The organism is Bdellovibrio bacteriovorus (assembly GCF_025558485.1).
Classification (GTDB): Bacteria; Bdellovibrionota; Bdellovibrionia; order Bdellovibrionales; family Bdellovibrionaceae; genus Bdellovibrio; species Bdellovibrio bacteriovorus_G.
This window is the reverse complement of the sequence record NZ_CP102930.1, coordinates 1198589-1223017: the sequence shown is the minus strand read 5'-3', so window position 1 is coordinate 1223017 and position 24429 is coordinate 1198589. Positions and strand designations below refer to the sequence as shown.

At 48.7% G+C, this 24429-nt stretch carries 24 protein-coding genes; 17 read left to right on the top strand and 7 right to left on the bottom strand.

The window, feature by feature from the left end:
- Positions 1 to 99: 99 nt before the first annotated feature.
- Positions 100 to 855: an ABC transporter ATP-binding protein gene (locus EZJ49_RS06135; RefSeq protein ID WP_262555240.1), complete on the bottom strand. Its 756-nt coding sequence runs from the start codon at positions 853 to 855 to the stop codon at positions 100 to 102.
- A 207-nt stretch (positions 856 to 1062) separates the two neighbouring features.
- On the opposite strand from EZJ49_RS06135, the gene mdh reads away from it, so the two are divergent.
- The 15 genes from mdh (at position 1063) to EZJ49_RS06060 (ending at position 17026) form a co-directional block, all read left to right on the top strand.
- Complete coding sequence (gene mdh, locus EZJ49_RS06130) at positions 1063 to 2007, top strand: malate dehydrogenase (RefSeq protein ID WP_262555239.1); 945 nt, start codon at positions 1063 to 1065, stop codon at positions 2005 to 2007.
- Positions 2008 to 2024: 17 nt separating this feature from the next.
- Complete coding sequence (gene sucC, locus EZJ49_RS06125; protein WP_262555238.1) at positions 2025 to 3188, top strand: ADP-forming succinate--CoA ligase subunit beta; 1164 nt, start codon at positions 2025 to 2027, stop codon at positions 3186 to 3188.
- Between the two features lie 6 nt (positions 3189 to 3194).
- On the top strand, positions 3195 to 4067 hold the full coding sequence (gene sucD / locus EZJ49_RS06120; RefSeq protein WP_262555237.1) for a succinate--CoA ligase subunit alpha: 873 nt from the start codon (positions 3195 to 3197) through the stop codon (positions 4065 to 4067).
- 215 nt (positions 4068 to 4282) lie between these two features.
- Positions 4283 to 5734, top strand: a complete 1452-nt coding sequence (locus EZJ49_RS06115; RefSeq protein WP_262555236.1) for a beta-sandwich domain-containing protein — start codon at positions 4283 to 4285, stop codon at positions 5732 to 5734.
- A 101-nt stretch (positions 5735 to 5835) separates the two neighbouring features.
- Complete coding sequence (locus EZJ49_RS06110; RefSeq protein ID WP_262555235.1) at positions 5836 to 7509, top strand: hypothetical protein; 1674 nt, start codon at positions 5836 to 5838, stop codon at positions 7507 to 7509.
- A gap of 176 nt (positions 7510 to 7685) precedes the next feature.
- The gene (locus EZJ49_RS06105; RefSeq protein WP_262555234.1) at positions 7686 to 8024 is read left to right on the top strand and encodes a DUF2388 domain-containing protein; all 339 of its coding nucleotides are present in this window, start codon (positions 7686 to 7688) and stop codon (positions 8022 to 8024) included.
- Positions 8025 to 8277: 253 nt separating this feature from the next.
- Entirely contained in the window at positions 8278 to 10212 is a 1935-nt protein-coding gene (locus EZJ49_RS06100; protein ID WP_262555233.1) for a DUF4105 domain-containing protein, read from the top strand.
- Positions 10213 to 10300: 88 nt separating this feature from the next.
- Complete coding sequence (locus tag EZJ49_RS06095) at positions 10301 to 11116, top strand: hypothetical protein (protein ID WP_262555232.1); 816 nt, start codon at positions 10301 to 10303, stop codon at positions 11114 to 11116.
- 128 nt (positions 11117 to 11244) lie between these two features.
- Positions 11245 to 11547, top strand: a complete 303-nt coding sequence (locus EZJ49_RS06090) for a hypothetical protein (RefSeq protein WP_262555231.1) — start codon at positions 11245 to 11247, stop codon at positions 11545 to 11547.
- Positions 11548 to 11561: 14 nt separating this feature from the next.
- The gene (gene ndk, locus EZJ49_RS06085; RefSeq protein WP_015092769.1) at positions 11562 to 11987 is read left to right on the top strand and encodes a nucleoside-diphosphate kinase; all 426 of its coding nucleotides are present in this window, start codon (positions 11562 to 11564) and stop codon (positions 11985 to 11987) included.
- A gap of 36 nt (positions 11988 to 12023) precedes the next feature.
- Positions 12024 to 13205 (top strand): class I SAM-dependent RNA methyltransferase, encoded by a 1182-nt coding sequence (locus tag EZJ49_RS06080; protein WP_262555230.1) that lies wholly within the window; start codon positions 12024 to 12026, stop codon positions 13203 to 13205.
- A gap of 23 nt (positions 13206 to 13228) precedes the next feature.
- Positions 13229 to 13984 carry a tetratricopeptide repeat protein gene (locus tag EZJ49_RS06075; protein ID WP_262555229.1) on the top strand — a complete coding sequence of 252 codons (756 nt, stop codon included), beginning with the start codon at positions 13229 to 13231 and terminating at the stop codon, positions 13982 to 13984.
- Positions 13984 to 15057: a helix-turn-helix domain-containing protein gene (locus tag EZJ49_RS06070; protein WP_262555228.1), complete on the top strand. Its 1074-nt coding sequence runs from the start codon at positions 13984 to 13986 to the stop codon at positions 15055 to 15057. The genes EZJ49_RS06075 and EZJ49_RS06070 overlap by 1 nt, the downstream gene beginning before the upstream one ends.
- Positions 15058 to 15059: 2 nt before the next feature.
- A complete protein-coding gene (locus EZJ49_RS06065) occupies positions 15060 to 16376 on the top strand; it encodes an ArnT family glycosyltransferase (protein ID WP_262555227.1) in 1317 nt (438 codons plus the stop codon).
- Complete coding sequence (locus EZJ49_RS06060; protein WP_262555226.1) at positions 16373 to 17026, top strand: hypothetical protein; 654 nt, start codon at positions 16373 to 16375, stop codon at positions 17024 to 17026. The genes EZJ49_RS06065 and EZJ49_RS06060 overlap by 4 nt, the downstream gene beginning before the upstream one ends.
- Here the strand turns inward: EZJ49_RS06060 and EZJ49_RS06055 are convergent.
- On the bottom strand, positions 16993 to 17259 hold the full coding sequence (locus tag EZJ49_RS06055; protein ID WP_262555927.1) for a (2Fe-2S)-binding protein: 267 nt from the start codon (positions 17257 to 17259) through the stop codon (positions 16993 to 16995). The two genes, EZJ49_RS06060 and EZJ49_RS06055, sit on opposite strands and share 34 nt — an antisense overlap.
- Before the next feature lie 126 nt (positions 17260 to 17385).
- On the opposite strand from EZJ49_RS06055, the gene EZJ49_RS06050 reads away from it, so the two are divergent.
- The gene (locus EZJ49_RS06050) at positions 17386 to 18003 is read left to right on the top strand and encodes a PolC-type DNA polymerase III (RefSeq protein ID WP_262555225.1); all 618 of its coding nucleotides are present in this window, start codon (positions 17386 to 17388) and stop codon (positions 18001 to 18003) included.
- A 37-nt stretch (positions 18004 to 18040) separates the two neighbouring features.
- Here EZJ49_RS06050 and EZJ49_RS06045 read toward each other — a convergent pair whose 3' ends face one another.
- The 3 genes from EZJ49_RS06045 to EZJ49_RS06035 all read right to left on the bottom strand — a co-directional run bounded on the left by EZJ49_RS06045 (position 18041) and on the right by EZJ49_RS06035 (position 20960).
- On the bottom strand, positions 18041 to 19663 hold the full coding sequence (locus EZJ49_RS06045) for an NAD+ synthase (protein WP_262555224.1): 1623 nt from the start codon (positions 19661 to 19663) through the stop codon (positions 18041 to 18043).
- Positions 19660 to 20013, bottom strand: coding sequence for a DUF2203 domain-containing protein (locus EZJ49_RS06040; protein WP_262555926.1), 354 nt, complete (start codon positions 20011 to 20013; stop codon positions 19660 to 19662). Before EZJ49_RS06040 ends, EZJ49_RS06045 begins: the two co-directional genes overlap by 4 nt.
- Positions 20014 to 20144: 131 nt before the next feature.
- Complete coding sequence (locus tag EZJ49_RS06035; RefSeq protein WP_262555223.1) at positions 20145 to 20960, bottom strand: hypothetical protein; 816 nt, start codon at positions 20958 to 20960, stop codon at positions 20145 to 20147.
- Between the two features lie 169 nt (positions 20961 to 21129).
- Between EZJ49_RS06035 and EZJ49_RS06030 the strand changes: the two genes are divergently transcribed.
- Positions 21130 to 22311 (top strand): tetratricopeptide repeat protein, encoded by a 1182-nt coding sequence (locus EZJ49_RS06030; protein ID WP_262555222.1) that lies wholly within the window; start codon positions 21130 to 21132, stop codon positions 22309 to 22311.
- On the opposite strand, the gene rimO is transcribed toward EZJ49_RS06030, so the two are convergent.
- Together rimO and EZJ49_RS06020 are read right to left on the bottom strand one after the other, a co-directional pair.
- The gene (rimO, locus tag EZJ49_RS06025; protein WP_262555221.1) at positions 22308 to 23681 is read right to left on the bottom strand and encodes a 30S ribosomal protein S12 methylthiotransferase RimO; all 1374 of its coding nucleotides are present in this window, start codon (positions 23679 to 23681) and stop codon (positions 22308 to 22310) included. The two genes, EZJ49_RS06030 and rimO, sit on opposite strands and share 4 nt — an antisense overlap.
- Positions 23678 to 24331 carry a LolA family protein gene (locus EZJ49_RS06020; protein WP_262555220.1) on the bottom strand — a complete coding sequence of 218 codons (654 nt, stop codon included), beginning with the start codon at positions 24329 to 24331 and terminating at the stop codon, positions 23678 to 23680. Before EZJ49_RS06020 ends, rimO begins: the two co-directional genes overlap by 4 nt.
- Between the last annotated feature and the right edge of the window lie 98 nt (positions 24332 to 24429).

The window sequence follows — 24429 nt, the reverse complement described above, 5'->3', positions numbered from 1 at the left end:
AACTCAATCACTTAGCTATGTTAGTTGGGCCCGAGATCACGGGTCAACCGGCAATGTGAGCTCGCTGACAACGTCCAGTTTCTGAATTTTCAGAAATAATCAGGGTGTGGCTGTCAGCGGACCTTGCAGCAGGCCTCTGACAAACTGATGTACACGAGGATCGGCGTGATTCTTTGTCTGCTCTGGATTTCCAGTAATGACAAGCTCTTGATCGACAACCATGCCGATACGATCCGCCATTTGAAACGCACGATTCATATCATTGGTGATCGCAACAATTGTCGATCCTTTTTCCCGCTTAAGTTTCAAGATAAGTTCAATAATTTTTCGTGACGTGATCGGGTCAAGCCCTGCTGTTGGATCATCGTAAAAAATGATCTCCGGATCTAGAGCAAGTGCTCGGGCAATACCCAGGCGTTTTTGCATTCCACCGCTGATTTCATCGGGGTACAGATCGCGTGCATGGGGAATACCGACCGCATCCAAGAAATACTCTGCTTTCTTTGTTATTTCCCAGTCCGAAAGCTCGGTGGTTTCACGAAGCGGAAAGCTGATGTTCTGAACACAGGTCAAAGAATCGAACAGGGCATTTTTTTGGAACAAAATGCCGACCTTTTTAAGCACGGATAAACGCTCTTTTCTGCTTAGCGTTATCCACTCCTTCTGTTCAACAAAAACTTTGCCATTCTGAGGGGTTACCAGGCCTGCCATGACCTTCAGCAAGGTTGTTTTCCCCTGCCCGCTGGGACCCACAATGACGAAGGATTCCCCGGCCGGGATTTCGAGCTGGATCGACTTCAAAACCGTATGGTCCTCAAAGTTCACTGTGACGTCTTGCAGGCTGATGATGCTCATTTCCGGTCCAGATCTCTCTTTCAGCGTCTCTGCGCCGAGCGGTAAGTGTTGTCTCTAAATACGATTTGATATTGAATGGGTCATCGAACGCAAGTTTTTATTTTTTCTACTCATTTTAAGAGCTTGTAGGGGAATGACCGCGCTCTGAAGTCCGCTTCTTTCAAGGTCCTTGTCCTGCAGACTCTGATGCCTGAAGGAGATTACATAATGGCACACAAAAGAAATAAAATCGCCGTCATTGGTGCGGGATTCGTTGGTTCAACTACTGCTCACTGGGCAGCTCAAAAAGAACTTGGAGACGTTGTAGTTCTTGATGTGAACGAAGGCGCTGCCATCGGGAAATCCCTGGATTTGGCCCAAGCATCCGCTATCGAGATGTTTGATTCCAACATCAAAGGCACAAACAAATATGAAGATATCGCTGACGCTGATGTTGTTATCATCACAGCAGGTATGCCACGCAAGCCCGGCATGAGCCGTGACGAGCTTGTCGGTATCAACGCGAAAATCGTTAAAGACGTTTGTGAAGGCGTAAAAAAGTACGCTCCGAACTCTTTCGTGATCGTTGTTTGTAACCCAATGGACGTGATGGCTGTTTATGCAAAACAAATCCTGGGCTTCCCTCGTGAACGTGTTATCGGCATGGGCGGCTGTTTGGATTCCGCTCGCTTCCGCACATTCATCGCTGAAGAGCTGGGTGTTTCCGTTAAAGACGTCACTGGTGTTGTTATCGGTAACCACGGTGATGCAATGATGCCACTTGTACGTCATGCGTCTGTTTCCGGCATCCCTCTGACAGAACTTTTGCCTGCTGATAAAATTGCAGCCATCGTTGCCAGAACAAAACAAGCGGGCGCGGAAATCGGTGGTCACTTGAAAACAGGTTCTGCTTACTATGCTCCCTCCCGCGGTGCGGTTGAAATGGCGGAAGCGATCCTGAAAGACCAAAAACGTGTTCTTCCGGTTGCTGTGGAGCTGACTGGTGAATTCGGCGTGAACGAAGGCCTGATGGTTGGCGTTCTTGCAACTGTTGGTGGCAAAGGTATCGAAAAAGTTCACAAGTTTGAAATGAATCCTGCAGAACAGGAAGAGTTCAAAAAGTCTGTGGACGCGGTTCGCACTTTGGTATCCGCTCTTAAATCTGTTCAGTAGTAGTAAAGGAAACTAAAATGAATATTCATGAGTATCAGGCCAAAGAAGTCTTGAGAAAATTCGGAGTGGCCACTCTTAAAGGGAAACTGGCTCACTCTCCGGAAGAAGCTGTTGCAGCGGCAAAAGAAATCGGTGGAAGTGTTTGGGTTGTTAAGGCTCAAATCCACGCCGGTGGTCGCGGTAAAGGCGGCGGTGTTAAAGTTGCGAAGTCTTTGGACGAAGTTTCTGAATACACAAAAAAAATGATCGGCATGACTTTGGTGACTCACCAAACAGGCCCTGAAGGTAAAGTTGTTCAAAAAGTCTTCATCGAACAAGGCTGCAACATCGCCAAAGAATACTATGTTGCCTGCTTGATCGACCGTGCCACAGGCAGAGCCGCAATGATGGCTTCTTCCGAAGGTGGTATGGACATCGAGGAAGTTGCTGAACACAATCCAGATGCGATCAAAAAAGTCGACATCGATCCAACTGTGGGTCTGATGCCATTCCAGGCTCGCGAACTGGCTTTCCAAATCGGTATGGAACCAGCGATCGTGAACAAAGCGGTGAAATTCTTCGCAGGTCTTTACAACGCCTTCGTTGCCACAGACTGCTCTATCGCGGAAATCAACCCCTTGGTTGTGACTAAAGAGGGCGACGTTCTTTGTCTGGATGCTAAAATGAACTTCGACTCCAATGCTTTGTTCCGTCATCCGGATATCGTGGAAATGCGTGACCTGAACGAAGAAGAACCGTCTGAAATCGAAGCTTCCAAGTTCGATCTGGCATTCATCAAGCTTGATGGCAACATCGGCTGTCTGGTGAATGGTGCCGGTCTGGCGATGGCGACTTTGGATATCATCAAATTGCACGGTGCTGAGCCTGCAAACTTCCTTGATGTGGGCGGCGGCGCCAACAAAGAGAAAGTGACTGAGGCATTCAAAATCATCCTTAAAGATCCAAACGTAAAAGGAATTCTGGTTAACATCTTCGGTGGTATCATGAAATGTGACATCATCGCTGAAGGTGTGATTGCGGCTTCCAAAGAGTTGGGCCTGAAAGTTCCTTTGGTTGTACGTCTTGAAGGTACAAACGTAGAGCTTGGTAAAAAAATGTTGAAAGAGTCTGGCTTGAACATCACTCCAGCCGACAACCTGACTGATGCAGCTAAAAAGATCGTTGCTGCGATTAAAGGATAAGCGAACATGGCAATTCTTATTAACAAAAACACAAAAGTAATCTGCCAAGGTTTCACTGGTGCTCAAGGGACTTTCCACTCTGAGCAGGCTTTGGCTTATGGAACTAAAATGGTGGGTGGCGTGACTCCGGGTAAGGGTGGCACAACTCACATCGGCCTTCCTGTATTCAACACTGTGAAAGAAGCAAAGGCGGCTACTGGCTGCAACGCTTCTGTGGTTTTCGTTCCACCTCCATTTGCGGCGGACTCCATCATGGAAGCTGTGGATGCAGATCTGGATCTTGTCATCTGTATCACTGAAGGCATCCCTGTTTTGGACATGGTAAAAGTGAAAGAATACATGAAAGGCAAGCGCACGCGCTTGATCGGTCCTAACTGCCCGGGCGTTATCACTCCGGGTGAATGTAAGATCGGTATCATGCCTGGTCACATTCACAAGCCAGGTCGTATCGGCGTTCTTTCCCGCTCTGGAACTTTGACTTACGAAGCTGTCGGTCAGTTGACGGCGCTGGGTATCGGTCAGTCCACTTGCGTGGGTATCGGTGGTGACCCGGTGAACGGCACAAACTTCATCGACGTTTTGAAAATGTTCAATGAAGATCCAGACACTGACGGAGTTATCATGATCGGTGAAATCGGTGGTACAGCGGAAGAAGAAGCTGCTGAATACATCAAAGCTCACTTCAAAAAGCCGGTGACAGCGTTCATCGCAGGGGCTGCGGCTCCAGCAGGTAAACGTATGGGTCACGCAGGCGCGATCATCAGCGGCGGTAAAGGCACGGCTGAAGCGAAGTTCAAAGCACTTGAGGCGGCAGGTTGCAAAATCTCCCGTTCCCCAGCGGACATGGGTACAACCATGCAATCCATGCTGAAAAAGTAGTTCTGAATTTACAGATTCAACTTTCAAACCCACGGCAGAAATGTCGTGGGTTTTTTATTTCCCCTGACTTTTTTTGTCCCGCCCATTTTTGATGCCTGTTTAGATACCTGACAGCTCCTCCTTGCTTTACACCCCTTCTGTTGGATTTCACGTCCGTAATCCCTTGGAACACATCTTGAAACGGCATCGACGTTGATCAATTCTTAGGAGTTTGTATGAAACGTTTCCGAATAGCCTCCGTCATGGCCTTGCTGTCTTTGACCCACAATATCGTGCAAGCCGAAGTTATCACTGACCTTCCGGACCCAGGTAGCTGGGATGACATCACCACGAACGTTTCAACAGCCCCCACCACGACAAATCAGGACGTCACTCCGGTTCAAACAGAATATTCGGGATCTCTACAGATCACCTCCATGTCGCGCAAATCCGGCGGGACTCTGTATCAAATGACTTTGCAGAAAGCTTTGATCCTGAACCGTCTGGAAATCAAAGTGGAAAATCAACGTCTTAAAATCCACAGCGCCCGGGTTCTTACAGAAGGCGGACGCTCCATCACCGTGCGCGAATTTGCTGACAGTCGCATTTTGAACACCGGGGATGTATTGACGTCTGAAAATTTGAATCTTAGCGAAAAGATCACCTCCGTGGAACTGATGGCAGAATCCTATGGTGGTTCTGCCAATATCAGCGTGCGGGCCCTGTCCAATTATGAAGTTCCCAAAATGACTTTAAAACCTGCGCAGAATGCGGAATCCACCACCCGCCCCAGCAACCCTCCTCCGCCACCGGGATCAACCGCCAAGGATCAGCCCTCGGCTCCTGTAAAACCCGCAACTCCGGCGGCGCAAACACCAAATGCGCAGGATACACGACCAGCGCCAATCATGCGCGGCACGGTCATTCTGTATTCCGGTTCCTATGTGGGTGAAATTGTCGATGTCCTAAATTCAAATATGGTTCGCGTGCGCTTGGAGGGCTATTCCGGCACCCACGATTTGGATCGCCGTCTTATTGCCACCAAAACCAACTGTCTGGATGGCTTCTGCAGTGGATACAATATTCTTTATTCAGGCAGCTATTCCGGAATGATCCGCACTATTTTCTCAAATAGAAAAGCGCAAGTTGTGTTGGATGGATATTCCGGACTGCACCTCGTGGATCTTTCCCAATTAAGCAGATCCATGAACTGTTTAAACAACTTCTGTGTCGGTGAACATGTCCGCTACAGCAACACTTATGAAGCTCACATCAAAGCTATTTATTCCTCTGGCGTCGCTCGTGTCGTGCTGGAAGGTTATTCTGGTGTTCACGCTGTGCAGATTTCACAACTTAGCAAAATGCTAAACTGTTCTGGCGGCTTCTGTGTGGGCGAAAACGTGATGTATTCCAATACCTACAAAGGCCGGGTCATCAAAATCTACAGCAACGGACAGGCGCTGGTCACACTTGATGGGTACTCCGGCTATCACACTGTCGCCATCTCCCAGTTGTCACGACCGATCACTTGCGCACAGGGGATTTGTGTCGGGAACCGCATTGTGTATGCCCGAAATTACTCCGGCCACGTGGTTGCCGTCTATAGCAACGGAACAGCCCAGGTTTCATTGTCGGGTTATTCCGGAACTCACAACGTCAACCTGCGTGACCTTGTAAAGACGCGATAGCCTTTCTTTTTTTCACGCGAATGGCCCTAGTGCCCGGAAATGATTGAGATTTCCAGATTATCACTTTGTCTATTCGCCGTTCGCCGCTATAACGGTCAGATATGAAACTGACTCTTGTAATCCTGACTGTTATAGCCGCCCTTCCAGCTTTCGCCGTCGAACCGGATTGGTCTGCCGGAGTCCCTGTTCCCACAGAGGGCCGCGCGAATATCTACAATTGGTCCCCGGAAGATTTCCTGAGTTATCAGACACAGGGAAAGATCCACACCCAAGTATATCCTGTCACGGTCACCGGCATGTTGCCGCCGTATGCACCCGTAAAACGCCTGCTTGAAGAAGACACTCGCAATCCATTCCGAAAATGGATTCAAGGCCTGATGAAAGGTCTTAGTGGCTTTAAGACTTTCAACGACGTGCTGAAGGATCTTGGCCTGCATGAATATCCAAAAGAAAATGAACGTGGCATCTACGCAGTTCCCTATCCAAATGGCATTCGCCCCGAGGAGCTTATGGGCTTTGGCCTGATTGAAAGAAATGGCGCCAAGGGTTTCACCTTTAGCTGTGCTGCCTGCCATTCTTCCAATCTTTTTGGCAAAACCGTTCTGGGGATGACAAATCGATTCCCGAAAGCCAACGAGTTCTTCATCAAAGCTAAAAAAATTGTGCCTTTGATGGACCCGCATCTTTTCCAGACTTACTCTGGCGCGACAACTGCTGAAAGAAAACTTCTGGAAGACGCCAAAGATCACTTAAAGGCCGTGGCCTTGAAACATCCCATTGCTTTGGGGCTGGACACATCCTTGGCCCAAGTCAGCCTGTCCCTGAATCGTCGTGCGAAAGACCCCTATGCAAGCTTCAGTGGCTGGCATGAACGCTTTCCTCGCGCGGATATCTATCTGGACGACAAGCCCGCCGACTCAAAACCGGCAGTTTGGTGGAATCTTAAGTATAAAAATCGCTGGTTGTCTGACGGCAGTGTTCTTAGTGGGAATCCGATCTTTACCAATCTGATCTGGAACGAGATCGGACGTGGTGCTGATTTGCATGAGCTTGAACAATGGCTGGCCGACAACGATGACATTATCAAAGAACTGACAACAGCCGTGTTTTCTTCAGAGGCTCCACACATCACAGACTTCTACCCGGCAGAAAAAATTGATTTGGGTCGCGCCAAAGCCGGAGAACAAATTTTCAATAACAACTGTGCAAAATGCCACGGCCGCTATGAAAAAGCCTGGGATCTGCCGTACTCGCTGGTTCTTTCCTCGGCGGAACGCCTGAAAACCGTGGCCGTTCGCTACAAAGAACAAACGCCTGTGGTGAATGTGGGCACCGACCCGCATCGCCGCCTGGGAATGAAATCTTTAGAACAACTTAATGATCTGGCCATCTCCAAAAAGAATGGCATTGTGATCAAAGCGCAGGAAGGCTATGTGCCGCCTCCATTGGTGGGCATCTGGGCGCGCTGGCCTTACATGCATAATAACTCCATCCCGAATCTGTGCGCACTTTTGACGCCGACTGCGCAAAGACCGGTGACTTATTATTCTGGCGAGGCTCTGAACACAGAAACTGATTATGACTTCGCATGCGCAGGCTATCCGGTGGGGGCTAAAACCCCAAAGACCTGGAAGACTCGTGCACATCTGTACGACACACGTCGCGTGGGTATGAGCAATGCTGGTCACGACATCAATATCTTTATCAAAGACGGCAAGGAAATCCTGACTGCCGAAGACAAACGCAATCTGATTCAATTCCTGCAAACACTTTAGTTCCGATCAGGGGCCGTTTCTGGGCGGTCCCTGCAAACTGCCTGAACACTACCTTCCTTCGTTTTCCCCGCAATTTACGCCTTAAACCCCTGAAATCTCATGTTGAAACACCTTGGCACCCTTGCTGCATTAGCGGTCCTCAGCAATTAAAGCCATTTAACCTTAAAGGAGTTTCCATGAAAAAGTCCCTGATCATCGCGTTGTTGCTGTCCGCAACAGTTGCTCAAGCAACAGAGATCTCTCAAGTCTATTCTGCTTCCGTAACTTCCACTGTTGACTCTATTCTGGCAATTCCATTGATGACAACTGGTGGTGTGGTTGCGACTTCCGCTTCTATCTCTGGCGAAACATTGAAGTTGGTTTTGGAAGCAAAAGAAGATGCGGCGACTATGATTGCTTCTGATGGTGCTATCCGTGGTATCTCTTTGCAAAAAGCGTTGGAAGCAATTCGCGCTGAAAATCCAAAACTTCAGGCCTCCGATCTTGAGATCGCTGAAGGCATCTTGAAAATGTAATTTTCGATTTTGATTTGTTACCTCCTCTCTTCTCAAAAAAGGGCTGCCCGTCGGGTGGTCCTTTTTTATTTTCCCTGTTTCGTCTCAGAATGAGTCATGCTTTGTGATGACAACCAAGGCCCTATGTTATGAGATTTAGACACTTTTATAGCCCGAGCACGAAATTACGGGGCACTCAGCCTGGTCCGATTGTCGCATTAAAAAGCCCTGTTGAAGCTTTGAAAAACGGAGTCATTTTGCCAACGAGGGGCTTATGAAAAAAACCGGTTTTGTAATCGCCGCCATTCTGACAATGTCCTGCCATGCTCAGGCATTTCAGTATGTTCTTGGCAAAGGCCCCTCTGATAAAGAATTTCGCAAGAACGCCCAGATTCTTTTGCAACAAGCTGAAGCCCTGCTGCCAGCCTCAATCAAACAATCTTTTAAAAAACCTGTGGAAGTCCGCTTTGAAAGCCTGAAAGAACATGGCGATCACGCCCTGGGAAAATTGGCCTGGGGGTCCATTCGCATTGATCTGAAAGCTGTTCCGGAAATCCTGCGTGGAGAATCCAAAGCCACGGCCATCAATCGCACGCACAAAACCTTCTATCGCGAGATCCTTGCAACTGTTGTTCATGAAACAATTCACGCTTATGACCGCCTGAATACTCACGATGCCGAAGAGGCACGCATGATCCGCCAGTGTAAGGACGACAAGGAACGCGACAATGGCCAGCGCACCAGTCCTGAGTGTAGGGCCTATGAAAACATGTATCGCAGCTATTCCCAAAATCCATACTTCACAATGATCGCCGGGTTCGTTGATAGTGATGAATCATGGATGAAACATCGCAGTCCCGATATCTATGAACTGACCAGCGCCTATGAATCCTTCCCCGTGAACATGGAATACTTCCTGATGGACCCGGACTACGCCTGCCGCCGTCCGTCCCTGTATCACCTGTTCCGCACAAAGTTCAACCATACGCCATTTCCGAACAGTCGCTGTCAGGTGCCTTTGAATTATGTCATTCCCGATTTCAAAGGAAAAAACAGTCCGCTTCGTTCCATTGATCCAAATCGCATTTATCAAATTCACTACCTTCTGGCAGGTGAAGGCGACGCCATGATGAGTGGCTGGGGTCATTCCATGTTCCGTATCATCATGTGCGCCCCGGAAAGAAAATCTGTCGGACCGGATTGCCTGAAAGATTTAAATGATCACATTGTTCTTTCCTATCGTGCTTTTGTGAACAGCATCCAGATCAACACCTTGAAAGGTCTGACCGGGGACTATCCATCCCGTCTGTTCCTGGTGCCGATGAATCAAGTTATTGAGGAATACACCAAGACAGAATTGCGGGATCTAAGCAGCATCCCGATGAATCTGACCCGCGATGAAATTCGCCAGTTTGTCATTCGCACCATCGAAACTCACTGGTCTTATGACGGCAAATACTATTTCACTTCAAACAATTGTGCTGTGGAGTCTTTGAATTTAATGAAGGGCTCCATCTTCCGTCCGGGCCTGATTGACGTCAGTATCAAAACCCCCATGGGACTGGAAAAAGAGCTGCGCCGTCTAAAGATCACTGACAACCGCATGCTCTCAAACCGTCTTCAAGCGATCAATAATGGCTATCTTTTTGATTCTTACAGGGACCGATATGAGATGAGCTTCAATGTTCTGCGCCAGTCTTTGAAACTGGGTCACAAGGACTTCCTGGAATTCCTGAAAATTCCGGCAGCTCAGCGTGCACAAACTTACGCTCGTATCAGTTCTCTGGATGGCAAGGCCCGCACCAAGGCGGCAGCTGCAATTGTTCTGCTTGAAAATGGCGCTCATCGTTTCCTGAAAGCCGACATCAAGGCACAGCTGACAGCCCAGGTGATGGCTGAAGAAAAGAAGGCCGCTAAAAAAGGAATCACAACAAGACAAAAAGAAATCGTGACCGCGCTGACTGAAATCAGCGACATGTTCTCTCAACCCGCAGCCTTCCTTAAAGGAGCTTCTGGTTATGGGCTTCCGACAGAGCGGGACTGGGAACAGATTCAAGCCGTGTCTTCAACCAAGCAGACACAAGGCTCTGATATTTACGCTGAAGTGGAAAAAAATGTGGAAAGCCTGATCAACTCTGCTCAGATGAAAGAGATCGAAGCCATCAATGCCAACGTTCAGTTTGCGTTGAAGTTCATGCGCTCTCTTTAAGATGTTCAGAGATTAAACACCCTTGGAAAATTTTATTCCGGGTTCGATGAGAACCCTTTTAGCAAGCAGGATGTGATAAAACCTCCAAATGGAATACACAAAATTAGTACTGACATTATGTGTTTTTCTCTCTGCCCTGACAGCTCGGGCGGCAGCCAAGTCTTCTTTCAGCAATCCGTCTGAAGGCTATGCTCGTGGACTGATGGTCGCTGTGGATACGCGCGATCAAAGAGCCTGCGAAACCACCAAAGGTTATGTTCGCCTGCTGGTTCCGTTTCTGAAAGAGGATCTTTGTGCGCAGGACGGCCAGAACCCATTCAGCGTTGTTGTGATGACCTATGACACCAGCGAATGGGATTTTATGTCCGAGGTGGACCTGTCCCGTAAAGCCCCCCGCTCTGTTCGTGACAGCAATGTCGGTTTTGTGCGTGGCGGTCGAGCGGGCCTGCTGTTCCTGTTGCCTTCGGCCCGCGAAAGTGATCACCACACGCGAATGGCTTTAAAGCGCGAACAGCTCAGTGTCGCCCACGTTCGTCTGGCTGATTTAAATATGCTAAAGGAAGTGGGCTTTTCAAATATGTCTGTCCCCTTTCTCTTAATGCGCCGGGATGCCTCTGTGAATGAGAGTGATCGCGAGGCCACCGAAAGAATGGTCCGTCGCGTTCGCATTTCCCGTGCGCAGTCGGCCTCCACACAGAAGGATGAATCCGACGCGTTGTCGTCACTGAATATTCTGGATAATCTGAACATGTCGCCATCCGAGGATAGTCAGAACCGCTTTGAAATGGATTTCTTTATTCCCAAGGATGAATGTTCATTCAACCGATCCAAGGAACGTTGCGGAAAGGACAGCCCGTGGTGGCTGCCCTCAGGAATCGGTTTTAGTTTTAAAATCATCTTCTAAAGAGCATAAAATTCACGCCGCCGAATATCCCAGATCGAATATAGGGACGAATGTGACCCTCGGCGGCAAATTCCCATTGACAGTGGCCGATCCTGAGCCGTATTTAAGGGCCTCCCAGGAGAGCTAACATGAAGAAATTATTGGTCTTTGCCCTATTGGCCAGCAGCACGGCCTTTGCCGGAAGAGTCGATGAAATCCAAATCATGACCACCGAAGACGTCGAGTTCACTTTGAATCTTTGGAACACACCGGGCCGCACCTACGAGATCACATACCAAAACTTCACCCCAGCCAGCGAAGGCCATGATCTGGCAGTCGAGACAAAATTGATTGTCACCGACGCCGGTCAAGGAAACCAGGAGTGGACATGTGTCACCCAATTCGTTAAAACTCCTAGGTTCTTTGAAATTACTAAAACAGTTTGTCATTAAAACAAGGAGATACCATGTCTATCGAACAAACATTCTCTATCATTAAACCAAATGCCATGAAGAAAAACGCTATCGGCGATATCGTGAGCATGTTTGAAGCTAACGGTTTGAAAATCGCTGCTGCGAAAATCACCGTTCTTACAACTGCAAAAGCTGAAGAGTTCTACGCTGAACACAAAGCACGTCCTTTCTTCGGTGAGCTTGTATCCTTCATGACTTCCGGTCCGGTTATGTTGATGTGTCTTCAGGGTGAAGGCGCAGTTTTGAAAAACCGCGAAATCATGGGCGCTACAGACCCTAAAAAAGCTAACGCTGGCACAGTTCGCGCGAAATTCGGCGACAATGTTGGTGAAAATGCAGTTCACGGTTCTGACTCTCCAGAGTCTGCTGCTCGTGAATTGGCTTTGTTCTTCGAAAAACACGAGATCTGCAACGCATAGTCGTTTCCAGATCCATTTTGAAATTGCGATAATTAAATGTCTGCGAAATCAAACCAAAGGGGAGCGAAAGCTCCCCTTCTCGGTTCCAAGATCAAACTTAAGATTGAAAAGCTCGCCATGGGTGGTGCTGGAGTCGCTCGACACGAGGGCATGGTTGTCTTCGTTCCTCAAGCAGCGCCCAATGAAGAAGTTCTGGCTGAAGTCACTTTGGCAAAAAAGAACTTCATGGAAGCCCGTATCGTCGAAGTTCTGACGCCCGGGCCCTCCCGTCGCGAACCACCTTGTCCGGTGGCACACACTTGTGGTGGCTGCAACTGGCAGCACCTTAACGAAGACGAACAGCGCAAACAAAAAGAAGCTATCGTTTTTGAAACTCTTAAGAAATTCAACCGCGATCTGGAATTTAACTATCTCCCAATTCAACCCAGCCCACGTGTTTTGCGTTATCGCAATCGCATTCAGCCAAAATTCAAAAACAACCGTTTTGGTTTCTTCGCACGCAATTCTCATCAGATTGTTGAGACCATGGACTGCCTGATCACGGAAAAGACTCTGACCGAACATTTTGCCGAGGTCAAAAACTGGGCTGCCGCAAAAAATGCGAAGGATCTTCTGCGTATGGAGATGTATATCGCAGAAGAGGGTGATGTTCGTTATGGCCTGATCACTGACGAGGACGACGGCATCGGCTTTTCTCAGGTGAATCGCTTTCAAAATGAGGATCTGCTGCGCACGGCTTTAGACTGGGCCGGTGATCATGCCTACGAAAAAGTGTTCGACCTCTATGCGGGTGCCGGAAACTTCACCTTCCCTCTGGCACAGAAGTATGCCGGCTCTGAAATCATCGGCGTGGAGCTAAATCCAAAACTTGTCGAAAGAGCCCGCTCCAAAATCCACGACAAGCGCATGACTTATTTCATGTCCGATGTGGAAACCTACATGCGCCGGGCTTCCATTGGCAAAGAGGATCTGGTCCTGCTTGATCCTCCCCGCGCCGGCGCCAGTGAATACACCATGCAGACCCTGGCGGCGGCTCAGCCCCGCAAGATCATCTACATCAGCTGTCATCCGGTTTCCCTGGCTCGTGATCTTAACTGGTTCTTTGCGCACGCGCAGAAGATGGGCGTTTCCTACAAGCTTGACCGAGTACAGGCCTTCGAGATGTTCCCGCAGACGGATCACGTCGAAACTATTGCCGAACTCAGGGTTGACTCTTAGGCCTTGAGTGATACCTTTTTAGCATGCGTAAATGGATTCTCGCTCTATGCGCTCTGTCCCTTGTTGGTTGTGCCAGCAGCAGATCGCAGGATAAAAAAAAGGCTGATCTTCATCTCCGTCTGGGAGCTGCCCACATCGAAAGTGGCAACTATCCTTTCGCCCTGCAAGAGCTTCTTAAGGCAGAAGAGCTTGATCCTGAAAATCCCGCCATTCAAAACAATCTGGGGCAGGTCTATTTCTATCGCGAACGCTATGATCTGGCTGAAAAGCATCTGCGCGAAGCTCTGAAAATGGAACCACGCTATTCAGACGCCCGAAACAATTTGGGACGCGTACTGATCGAAGCCGGAAAGTACCCTGAAGCAGAAAAAGAAATTCGCACTGTCATCAACGATCTGACTTACGGAAGCCCCGAAAAGGCCTACATCAATTTGGGCCTTTTGAAATTCAGTCAGAAAGAATTCAAGACCTCTCGCGATGCCTTTGCCAAAGTTCTACAAACTCAAACCGACGATTGCGTGGCCAACACTTATTTCGGCCGGACTCTGTTTGAGGAAAAGGACTATAGTCGTGCCGCGGAGGCTCTGGATCGCGCCATCGGGTTCTGCCAGAAAAGTTTGTATGATGAGCCTCACTACTACAGCGCCCTTGCGTACTATCGTCTAGGTGACAAGTCCAAATCTGTCGCGCGCTTTGAAGAGTTGATAAAATATTATCCCACCGGTACGTATCGCGACAAAGCCAAGGGAATGCTCAGTTTGATTCGAAAGGGACACTAATGAAAAAGACCGGCGAACTTCTAAAGAAAGCCCGCGAGGAAAAAGGCCTCTCACTGCATGAAATTGGTCTTTCTTTAAAAATCAGCAGCAAAGTTCTGAAAGCCATCGAAGAGGGTGACGAATCCCAGCTTCCGGCCAAGACTTTCCTGCGCGGCTTTGTTCAGAGTTACGCAAACTTCCTGCATCTGGATACCGACAAAATTCTGGAAGTGTTCTACGAGGAAATGGGCTCCACCAAACCGAAGCCCTATATTCGTCCCGCTGAAGATGCCAAACAGGGCACCGCAACCACAACAGAAGAAACTGCGGCAACTCAAGGCGCGACGGAACCCACGCCTGCTGCCGAAGCCACAGTCACACCTATTCGCAAGGCGACACCGCCGGAAACCAGCTCTTCCCACGGCATGCAGTCTTTGCGTGAAAACAAGAACACCAAAACCTACATCGTTATCGGACTGGGTGTGGTTCTGATTGGCTTGATCATCTTTACAAAAAAAATGATCGACAAGTATTCCAAGGAAGCCGAAGTCCCAAGTTCCGAGGTGGCACAGACCATGGAAGGCGCAACGCCAGTGATCGTGGATAGCCCAATGGAAGGCACATTGACAGAAGTGGAGCCCACGGCTTCACCAAGTCCACTGTCCAATTTGACGGCGACTGCGCAGGCGACCATCCCGGCTTCTCTGCCGACGCCAACTCCGTCCCCAAGTCCTACCGTGGCCACGGCGGCAAAACCTACACCAAGCCCGGCACCCACAGTGACGCCGACTCCGACACCAACTCCGGTGGCATCACCAAGTCCAACACCGGCTCCCACTCCGACACCAAAGCCGGAATCTGGAAAGCCAGTGGAACTGATCGTGGAGGCTTTGGATTCTGTCGAAATCGAGTACTCGGCTCCAAATGGCAAGCCTCAGAAGATCCGTCTGTCTGCTGAACAAGTTCATACGTTCAAAAGCAAAAGCGGCCTGAAAATCAACTTCTCCAATGGTGGCGCAGTGAACCTGATCCTAAATGGAAAAGAAATCGGCATCCCAGGGGATTTGGGCAAACCCATTAAGTTGAGTTACTAAGCTTGAAAGAACTACTCCGCATCTGGTGGGTCAGCCTTGTTGTGAAGCTTGTTTTGTCGGCCTTAATTCCGTTAAGTGCCGACGAAGCCTACTACTGGGTGTGGTCCCAGCGTCCGCAACTGAGCTATTTTGATCATCCTCCATTAGTTTCCTGGCTTTTTTATCTGGGGCATATCTTTGAGCCTCTTATGCATGCCGTCCGCTGGCCGGCTGTCATCTTTGGCCACCTGCTGATAGGTATCTGGATATTACTTCTTAAAGACAGACTGCCTTGGGATAAAATAAAAATTTGGATTTATCTGGTTCTGCTCTCACCTTTGCTGGGCTTTGGCTCTTTGATTGTGACTCCGGATTTGCCAGTGATGACATTCTGGTCCCTGGCACTTTTACTGACAGTTCATGCCTTGGAAAAGAAAGATCTGCCAAGCTACCTGGGACTGGGAATCGCTCTGGGCTTGGGGTTCTGCGCGAAATACCATATCGTTCTTTTTGTGCCTTGCTTGCTGGCCTATCTGACCTTTGAAAAGCGCTGGAAAGATGTTCGTTTTTCCGGCGTGTTCGCAACAATTATCGCAGGGTTGATTTTTTCTTCACCCGTCATTATTTGGAATGCGCAAAACGGCTTTGCGTCCTTTGAATTTCAAATAAAGCACGGACTGGAAAGAACCTCCTACAATCCTGAATGGACTGTGTCTTACATTCTGGGGCAGATTTTGATTCTGTTCCCGCTGATCTTCTGGGCCGCCCTTCGCGCTCATGTGCCCAGAAATCTGCGCTGGCTTTTGTACTTTGGCTGGGGGCCGTTGTTATTCTTCCTGCTGACCTCTTTCCGTGCCTTGGTTGAAGCCAACTGGCCCATCATTGCCTATCCCGCAGTTTTAGCGACCGCTTTGTTTCACCAAAAGATTCAGAAGTGGGCCCGCGTCTCTGTTGCATTCTGGGGACTCATTATTGTTCTGGTAATATCAACACTCTTTACGCCGTCTTTGCGAAAGCTCAGTGACAAGGTGGAAGAACCTTATGTTTTCCAGAAGCTCAGCTCCATCGCTTACGAATACAGCCCGCTTTATGCCAGCAGCTATCAAATGGCATCATCCCTGTGGTATTTCAGCAAAGTTCCGGTGTTTAAGCTCAAAGATATCAGCCGCTTTGATTTCTTTGACACACTTCCTGAAGCGCAGCCGCAAGGAAATGTCTTTTATTTGGTGAAGCGCAAGACAAATGGTTTACCTAAGTGGATTTCCGAACAACAATGGCAGATGAAAGAGATCAAAACGATCTCTCCTGACTTTGTCGTTTTGGAATTCACAAGACCATGAAAGTAATCGCGACCCTTTCTTTTCTGCTGGTGACTTTTTGTTTGTACGGATTTTATCTGAATCAGTACGACTTTGCTGTGGTGCCAACACAAATCAGTTCTGAACATTCGCGGAATTTGTACGACTACAAGGGCGTGATGAATGTTCACACGGACTTATCCAGCGGTTCGGCACCAGCAAGCTTTGTCATTACCTCGGCCAAACTGGCGAATTTGGATTTTGTCTTTTTCACGGATTATAACATCTTCAATGTGCCAACCACTTTTGAATCCTATCATGGCAACCTGCTGGTATTTAATGCCGGCAAATACAGCTATCTGGATTCACGTCTGCTTTATTATTCCCTGAATCAGGACCGTATCGGCAGCAATTTGGGCGATGCTCAGGTGAAGCTGTCTGACCTTCTGTCGCAAAAAACCGGCGCCAGCAAAGACACTTTGACGATTCTGGCCCATCCTTATAAGGCCGGATTTTCATGGTCAGGTGAAATCCCCTCCGGCCTTGATGGTTTTGAACTGGTGAATCTGAAAAGCTTGATCAATCGCGCCTGGGAGGAATTTATTTCTATCATCTTTGACCTGACCATGATGGTGATTCTGGTGACCACTTACAGAGATCAGCGCCGCTGCCATCGAAGAAAAATATCTTGAAATACAACAAGGCCGTCCACCGGCTCCATCTGACAGGCCAGACGCTCTGAGGCTTGAAATACCCGGTCCTGAGCCATCTCGGCCTCTATTTCGTTTCTAGGGCCCAATTTTTCCAGTCCTTGTATCACAAAAACACGACAAGTTCCGCAAGTCCCATTGCCGCCACAGGTGTGGTTCAGAGCCACCTTCGCACGCAGGGCCACGTCCAAGACAGACTGGTCTTTTTGACTCACTGGGACATCTCTATGCCCCGGCAAAAAGCTTATAAATTTTCCAGACTTAGACGCCACGGGCAGGAACTCCTTCGCGGGGTCACTCTTTAGTTGAAACACCCCTCCCCATTTTGTATCAATGTTTTTATGAGATTCATAGCTTTTGACTTAGAGACCACAGGAACTGTTCCCGGTGTAGATCAAATCGTAGAAATTGGTGCCGTTCGTTTTATCGACGGTCAGCCAGAAGCGATCTTCGCCACACTTATTGACCCTCTTCGCCCTATTCCACCGGGTGCTTCCGCAGTGAACGGTATTTCCGATGACATGGTTAAAGGCAAACCACTGATCGACACCATCCTGCCGTCCTTTGCAGAGTTCTGCGGCGACGATGTCCTGGTGGCGCACAATGCTCCTTTTGACTCTCAATTCCTGATTGCAGATATCAAAAAGCATGAAACTGCCGCACCTAAAGGCGTTATTCTGGACAGTCTGCCAATCGCAAGGAAAGTCTTCCCGGGCCTTCCAAACTATAAGTTGGGAACTCTGGTTCAGCATCTGAAAATCCCGACTTCCAACTTCCACAGAGCGGAAGAGGATGCGACTTATCTGGGCCATATGTTTTCCCAGATGATGAAAAGAATCTCCATTGGTGGTCAGGCCCCACAGATCGGCAACCTGATTGCCCTGACTGGAAAGCCGGAACTGCGCTTCCCGCAGATCGTGCGCCAGCCAAAGCAAATGGACTTCTTCGGAGGTCTGTAAAACAAAAGGCCCAGATCAATCTGGGCCTTTTTCTTTTTTAAAGCTCGCGTGCTCTGTGTGCCAGCGGATACCGGCGGCCACGGCCAAAGGAATGCCCTGACACCTTCAACACGGGCGGCGCCTGCCAGCGCTTGAATTCAGTACGCATTAAAATCGGCAGCAACCACTTGTCCGTGGCTGACTTTGCCACTCCTGATTTTTCCACCAGATAGACTACAGACTTATCCAGCTCGTTGTACTCGGGCAAAGAATCCTGATCTTTTTGATTCGGACGAAGCTCCGCCGACGGAGCACGATCGATAATTTCCTGCGGAATCACTTCACCCTGTTGGTTATAATATCTTGCCAGTTGATACACTTGCGCCTTGGTCAAATCACCAATCGGTGCCAAGCCACCACACATATCCCCGTACAAAGTGGAATAACCAGAGGCATATTCGCTCTTGTTACTGGTGGTCAGTAACATACTGTTTTCTTTGTTGGCCCAAGCCATCAAAGACATCCCACGCAGGCGTGCCTGTATATTTTCGTTGACCAGACTGAAACCCCTCAGATCCAGCCCCTCGGTCAGACTGGCCACTGCGGATTCGTACATTCCGGTGATATCGACAGTTTTAAAATCCACGCCCAGATTTTTTGCCAGATCTTTTGCCAATGTCAGGCTTTCAGGTGCATTAAAAGGTCCCGGCAAGCCCACACCTGTGACATTCGCCGGCCCCAGAGCATCAACCGCCAAAGCGGCCACCACCGCCGAATCAATTCCGCCACTAAGACCCAAGTGAACTTTTTTAAGGCCCGTCTTGTCACAGAAGTCGCGGATCCCCAGAACCAATGCCTGACGAAGTTCCTCTACAGGCTGAAGCTTGGCGGTTTTGTTCCAAACTTCCAAAGTATCAAGGTCAATCACATTGATGTCTTCAGTGAACGGCTGGCAAGTCAGAAGTTTTTTACCTTTTTTATCCAGCACAAAGCTTGCGCCATCAAAGATGATTTCATCCTGCGCACCCACCAGATTCACATACATAATTGGTGCATTGAAGTACGCCGCAGTTTTTTGCGTGACGTATTCCCGCTGCTTCATCTTACCGACAAAGTAAGGTGAGGCACTGAGATTAACGACCATATCAACCTTTTGCTTTTTGACTTTTGCCAGTGGATTTTCACGATAAGGGGAATGCCCCTTGGCATCCGGCCAAGCCCAGATATCTTCACAAATTGTCAGGAAGAACTTCTTCCCTTTCCATTTGAAATAGTTTTTTGAAAAATCACCGGGCTCGATAAAGCGGGCTTCGTCAAAAACATCCCCGGTCGGCAGCAACTGCTTGTGGAAAAACTGCGGCTTTTTTCCTTTGGAAATCAAAGCAGCACTATTGAAATAAGGGCGACCTTTTTTCTGCGGATTCTTTGTGATCAAACCCATGATCACACCAATATCCTTGGGAAGATTTTTGATAAGATCTTTAAATTCCGCTTCCTGCTTGGCCACCAGCTTAGAACGCTCTAAAAGATCAAACGGATGATAGCCAAACAAAGTGCACTCGGGGAACACCACAAGATCACACTTGCGCTGAACCGCCTGGTTTACGAAATCGAGGATTTTTTCTTTGTTAAGCTGAAAGTCAGCTAGGACCGGATTAATTTGGGCGACTGCAATTCTCATTCAATCGTTATACGCCCAGAAAAGCCGTCTTGGTAGCCATGCCAGTGATTAATTTCAACTTCTGGATATTTCCAGCAGTAGTAACCCTCGCCATTGTCAAAGTCCGCCATCCAAAGGCCCTTGGGTTCACCACCCAGCTTTTCAATTTTAATCTGCCAGCGGTCAATAATGATATTGATGTCGTTTTCAATGATTGCCACCGAAGGGTGAGCCTTGTCCGAAAAAGCCTCAATACGATTCAAATGAAGCTTTACCTCTCGTGCGGATTCTTCCGTCATACGATAGATGATAGGGAGCAATCGGCGCGCCTCTTCCAAGCTGAATGTTTTACTGCGATTGATCTCAATCACATTTTCCAATGAATCCCCCATCAATGAACTGATGAAGGGTGTATCCTTTAAACACACAAGGGTTTCAAGAAATTAACGCCATGACAGATAACTTAAGAATTTCTATGAAGAATTTCTAAACGCGACGCAGACTATTTTTCAAAACTTTTCGACATTTGCAGTGCCTGCCCACCCACCAGCAGAACAAGGGCGATAATAATGGCGGCAATAAAGATGATCCTTATAAAATTTCCAATAGTGAACGGCTCTTCCTCGCGTTCAAAGTTCTGAACCGGAGGCGGTTTCACAGCCAGTTTTTTCACCGGAGGTTTGATACTTTCACTCGTAACCATGGTGGCGCGACCTTCCCCGTTGGCGGCTTTCTCCAGACGCTTTCGTTCCATCTCGGTCATTCCCGTGATTGCCACGGAACGCCTTTTCACACCGGCTCCGCCATAGTTCGCACCGTTACTGCCTTTAAAGAAGCTGCCACTGCCACCGCCATCCAAGGCGATCTCCACCACTTTGCCCTGGGCGCCACCGCCGGATTCAACGCCGCTGGAAGGACGACGATTGCGATTCATAAAACGACTGCCACCCCGTGAAGCCGATCCGGCATATGTGGACCCTGAGGAAGATCCTCCGCTACTGCCTGAACCACCATCACTGCTACTGGAGCTTTTAGAACCCTCACCATTTTTACCTGAAGAAGATCCACTGCCACCGGCGCTGTCCCGCGGAGGACGTCCGCCCGCCAATGTTCCCGGTTGGAAGCGGGCATTACATCCCTCATCCGCAACCGTGGTGTCTTCACTGCCGATCGCAGGCAGCTCTCCCATTTCCAATAAACATTGCACGTATTTCCCCATGTAGTTATCCAAAAAGGCCTGCATGGGTTTGATAATCTGAGACGTCAGACCAATAACAATAGCCACAGTGATCACGAGTATAAGGGTGTACTCGATCACGGCCTGACCCCGATTGTTGGGTAGTCCAGATGTAAATTGAGATTTCTTCACTCGTAAGAGCATTTAGGTCATAATACAGCATATGCCTAATGGACTGAATTTCAATCGACTTACATTTACTGCGTTCTTGGCTTTTGTCTCATTCTGGATCACTCCCACTTCACGGGCGATGGCCGTAGAACAGACCAAGGACGAGTTCTCACTCTTTGAAGAAGAGCTGAAAGAAAAGCCCTCAGCCACTCCCGCAAAACCACCGGCTGTTCCCAAAGTCACAGCTCCGACAGTGACGGCCCCTAAAGTGGATACCCCCGCCACACCAAGTGCCCCCACGGCTCCGTCAGTGCCTGTGGCAGCGCCCATTCCAGCCCCTGCCACAGAAACTGCTGAACAAAAAATTGAACGCCTGAAAACTGAAATTCGCAAAAGTCCGAAAAACTCCGGCCTGATCGTGGATCTGGCCGAAGAGCTTTACAATAAAGAGGAATACGAAAAGGTCACTCTGCTATTATGGAAGCACGTCGATAAAATCGACCGTCGCGGACTTCTGCTGCTGGCGCGATCCCATGAAAAACGCAAAGAACCCACCGAGATGATTCGTGCCCTGAACGTCGCCATTGGCAAAGACCAAAAAGACTATGAAGCCTACAGTCTGATGGGAAATGCTTATCTTTTGCAGAAGAAAAATCACGACGCCATGGAAAGCTATAAACGCGCCACCGAGCTGAATCCCAAGTACGAACCTGCCTATGATGGTCTGGTCAACTTATATGAAAACCGGGATGTGCCGAACCTGTATGAACTTCGCATTCTGTTCCAGGACATGGTTCAAAGCATTGGCCCCCGCCCGCAATACCTGCGCAAATTATGCGAGATCAACACCCGCGACGGCACTTATGAACCCGCAGTGCAATCCTGCAAAGAAGCCATTCAGAAAGATCCCAAAACGGCAGATGCTTATGTCTATCTGGGAATCGCCTATAAAGAGCTGGGACAGGATGCGACGGCCCTTAAAACCCTGAAGAAGGCTGCTGCTGACTTCCCCACTTCAGAGCTGGCCCAGTTCAATTATGGACGTTTGCTTGAAGACCAGAAAAGCTACATTGAAGCCATGAAGGTCTATAAAGCCGGAACCGAAGCCAACGCCAAGGCGGCCCGTTCCTGGCTGGGACTGGCAACGACATCCTTTGAACTTCGTAAATATGATATTTCATTGCTGGCCTATAAGAACGCCTGCAAATTCGATAAAAAAAATGCCGTAGCCTTTAGAAGAGCCACGACAGTTTTAAGAAATGCCAAGAACAGCAAATGGACCGACCAGTTTGAGGTCGCATCCGATAACTGCACTTTCTAGTTTTCAGTTACGATCTCACCAATGAGGTCGTATTCCATATTGTCGGTGATGTGCACTTTCACCATGTCACCGACCTGCGCCTGACCGTCATTGATCAGAACCACACCGTCGATATCCGGTGCCTGTCCCCAGAAGCGGCCCTGCAACAACAGATCTGTTTCTTCAGAGAAACCTTCCACGATCACTTCCAAAGTTTTACCCACAAAGTCGCTGTGTTTTTCACGGGAAATGTTCTGCTGAACTTCCATCAGGGCATCGTGACGGTATTGCTTTGTTTCCTCGTCAACCTGGTTGTCCATGCGTCCACCCGGAGTGTTTTCTTCCGGAGAATATTTGAAGCAACCCACGCGGTCGAACTGCTGTTCTGCCACAAAGTTCAATAACTCTTCAAACTGCTCTTGTGTTTCACCCGGGAAACCCACGATGAACTGAGTGCGAATCACCGCTTCAGGGATGTATTCGCGGATATTCATCAATGCCGTTTCAATTTCATCACGGGTCATCTTACGGTTCATGCTTTTTAGAACTGCATCGTTGATGTGCTGAAGTGGCATATCGAAGTACTTAACAATTTTTTTGCTGTTCTTGATGACCTGAACCATCTCCTGAGTAATTCCATCCGGATACAGGTACATCAAACGAATCCATTGCAGGCCTTCAACCTGATCCAAAGCTTTCAAAAGCTCCACTGGGCTTTCCTTGCGCGTTGGATCTTTACGACGGATGTCCCAGCCGTAGTCTGTGAAGTCATGGCTGATGATGATCAGCTCTTTCACGCCGCCAGCAACCAGAAGTCTGGCTTCCGCAACAATCGCGTCGATGGAACGGGACTGAAGATTTCCGCGGATCAAAGGGATCGCACAGAACGCACAACGCTTCATGCAGCCTTCAGAGATTTTCAAATAAGCACGGTGACCCGGCTGGGAATTCACGCGTGGAGTTTCTTCCTGCTGCAGATAAGTCGGCAGATTGAAGAAGGTCTTTTGCTTGTCACCACCATCAGAATTTTTCAGAATCTTGGCGATGTTCTGGAACTCACCGGAACCCACGAACAAGTCTGCTTCCGGCAAACCTTCAACCAGCTCTTCTTTATAACGCTGGGTCAGGCAGCCTGCGACAACAACCTTTTTGATTTTGCCTTCCTGTTTCAGATCGCTCATATCCAGAATGCGCTGAATGGATTCTTTTTTTGAATCCTCGATAAAACCGCAGGTGTTCACGATAACGGTGTCTGCGTTTTCCGCGTCACCCACAACTTCGTAACCGTCCTTCATCAAAGTACCGGCCATGATTTCACTGTCCACAAGATTCTTCGGGCAGCCCAAAGAGATGAAATGAACTTTATTGTTTTGAGAGGTTTCTTGTTTCATAGGTCCGTTACCTGTGCGTCTTTTGGCGGTTGATATTTGAATAATTTTTTATTTTCTTTTTTTAAAAATTCGATCTTGCTGAAATTCATCGTTGTCTGATTTCCGATGTCATCCAGATAGGAAACCGATCTCAGCGTGTTGTCTTTGGTTTTTACCACCAGCTTCATCGACTTCACCGTCAGATCGCCGCCCTGAACCGGCTCCACGTCCAGATGAATCAGATCGCCATCCTTCTTTTCGCTGACAATCTTGAAGGTCTTTGCCAGATCCTCACCCAGCAGTGAGGAAATCAGAATGTGGGAACGGGTCTTCTTGTCCACTTTTCCTTTGGCCACCTGAACCGGGCCGCCAAATTCCTTTGGCGGTGTCTGCACGCTCCAGATTGTAGAGCCATCAAAAACCAGAAGAGTTTGTTCTGGCGTGGTGTTTTCCCAGCGGAACTTTCCGTTTGCCAGATAGATCTTGCCTTCGTATTTAGTTTCTTTCCCCAGCAGTTCGGACTTCACGATCTTTTCCACACTCATTTCCACAAGTTTGGAAGCGCGATATTTTTTGCCGACTTTTTGCAGGGTTCCGTTACCCGCAGTCGCGGCAACAGATATCCAGGAGAAAAGGACAGTGAATAGCAGAGCTAAAGAGTTTCTAACCATTCGGGTTTTATAGCAGATCCGTGGACGCTCCGCAAGAGACCCCCCTCTCGGCCAGCACCCAAACTTCAAAGTGAGGAGGCCTTCCAAGAGCCAGCTCT

What these genes read in the sequence shown, in the direction of transcription:
- EZJ49_RS06090 (WP_262555231.1), top strand. Translation starts at nt 11,245, where the DNA reads ATGAAGAAATTATTGGTCTTTGCCCTATTGGCCAGCAGCACGGCCTTT.
- ndk (WP_015092769.1), top strand. Translation starts at nt 11,562, where the DNA reads ATGTCTATCGAACAAACATTCTCTATCATTAAACCAAATGCCATGAAG.
- mdh (WP_262555239.1), top strand. Translation starts at nt 1,063, where the DNA reads ATGGCACACAAAAGAAATAAAATCGCCGTCATTGGTGCGGGATTCGTT.
- EZJ49_RS06095 (WP_262555232.1), top strand. Translation starts at nt 10,301, where the DNA reads ATGGAATACACAAAATTAGTACTGACATTATGTGTTTTTCTCTCTGCC.
- EZJ49_RS06030 (WP_262555222.1), top strand. Translation starts at nt 21,130, where the DNA reads ATGGCCGTAGAACAGACCAAGGACGAGTTCTCACTCTTTGAAGAAGAG.
- EZJ49_RS06060 (WP_262555226.1), top strand. Translation starts at nt 16,373, where the DNA reads ATGAAAGTAATCGCGACCCTTTCTTTTCTGCTGGTGACTTTTTGTTTG.
- EZJ49_RS06050 (WP_262555225.1), top strand. Translation starts at nt 17,386, where the DNA reads ATGAGATTCATAGCTTTTGACTTAGAGACCACAGGAACTGTTCCCGGT.
- EZJ49_RS06080 (WP_262555230.1), top strand. Translation starts at nt 12,024, where the DNA reads ATGTCTGCGAAATCAAACCAAAGGGGAGCGAAAGCTCCCCTTCTCGGT.
- EZJ49_RS06070 (WP_262555228.1), top strand. Translation starts at nt 13,984, where the DNA reads ATGAAAAAGACCGGCGAACTTCTAAAGAAAGCCCGCGAGGAAAAAGGC.
- rimO (WP_262555221.1), bottom strand. Translation starts at nt 23,681, where the DNA reads ATGAAACAAGAAACCTCTCAAAACAATAAAGTTCATTTCATCTCTTTG.
- EZJ49_RS06020 (WP_262555220.1), bottom strand. Translation starts at nt 24,331, where the DNA reads ATGGTTAGAAACTCTTTAGCTCTGCTATTCACTGTCCTTTTCTCCTGG.
- EZJ49_RS06115 (WP_262555236.1), top strand. Translation starts at nt 4,283, where the DNA reads ATGAAACGTTTCCGAATAGCCTCCGTCATGGCCTTGCTGTCTTTGACC.
- EZJ49_RS06100 (WP_262555233.1), top strand. Translation starts at nt 8,278, where the DNA reads ATGAAAAAAACCGGTTTTGTAATCGCCGCCATTCTGACAATGTCCTGC.
- EZJ49_RS06135 (WP_262555240.1), bottom strand. Translation starts at nt 855, where the DNA reads ATGAGCATCATCAGCCTGCAAGACGTCACAGTGAACTTTGAGGACCAT.
- EZJ49_RS06105 (WP_262555234.1), top strand. Translation starts at nt 7,686, where the DNA reads ATGAAAAAGTCCCTGATCATCGCGTTGTTGCTGTCCGCAACAGTTGCT.
- EZJ49_RS06110 (WP_262555235.1), top strand. Translation starts at nt 5,836, where the DNA reads ATGAAACTGACTCTTGTAATCCTGACTGTTATAGCCGCCCTTCCAGCT.
- sucC (WP_262555238.1), top strand. Translation starts at nt 2,025, where the DNA reads ATGAATATTCATGAGTATCAGGCCAAAGAAGTCTTGAGAAAATTCGGA.
- EZJ49_RS06075 (WP_262555229.1), top strand. Translation starts at nt 13,229, where the DNA reads ATGCGTAAATGGATTCTCGCTCTATGCGCTCTGTCCCTTGTTGGTTGT.
- sucD (WP_262555237.1), top strand. Translation starts at nt 3,195, where the DNA reads ATGGCAATTCTTATTAACAAAAACACAAAAGTAATCTGCCAAGGTTTC.
- EZJ49_RS06045 (WP_262555224.1), bottom strand. Translation starts at nt 19,663, where the DNA reads ATGAGAATTGCAGTCGCCCAAATTAATCCGGTCCTAGCTGACTTTCAG.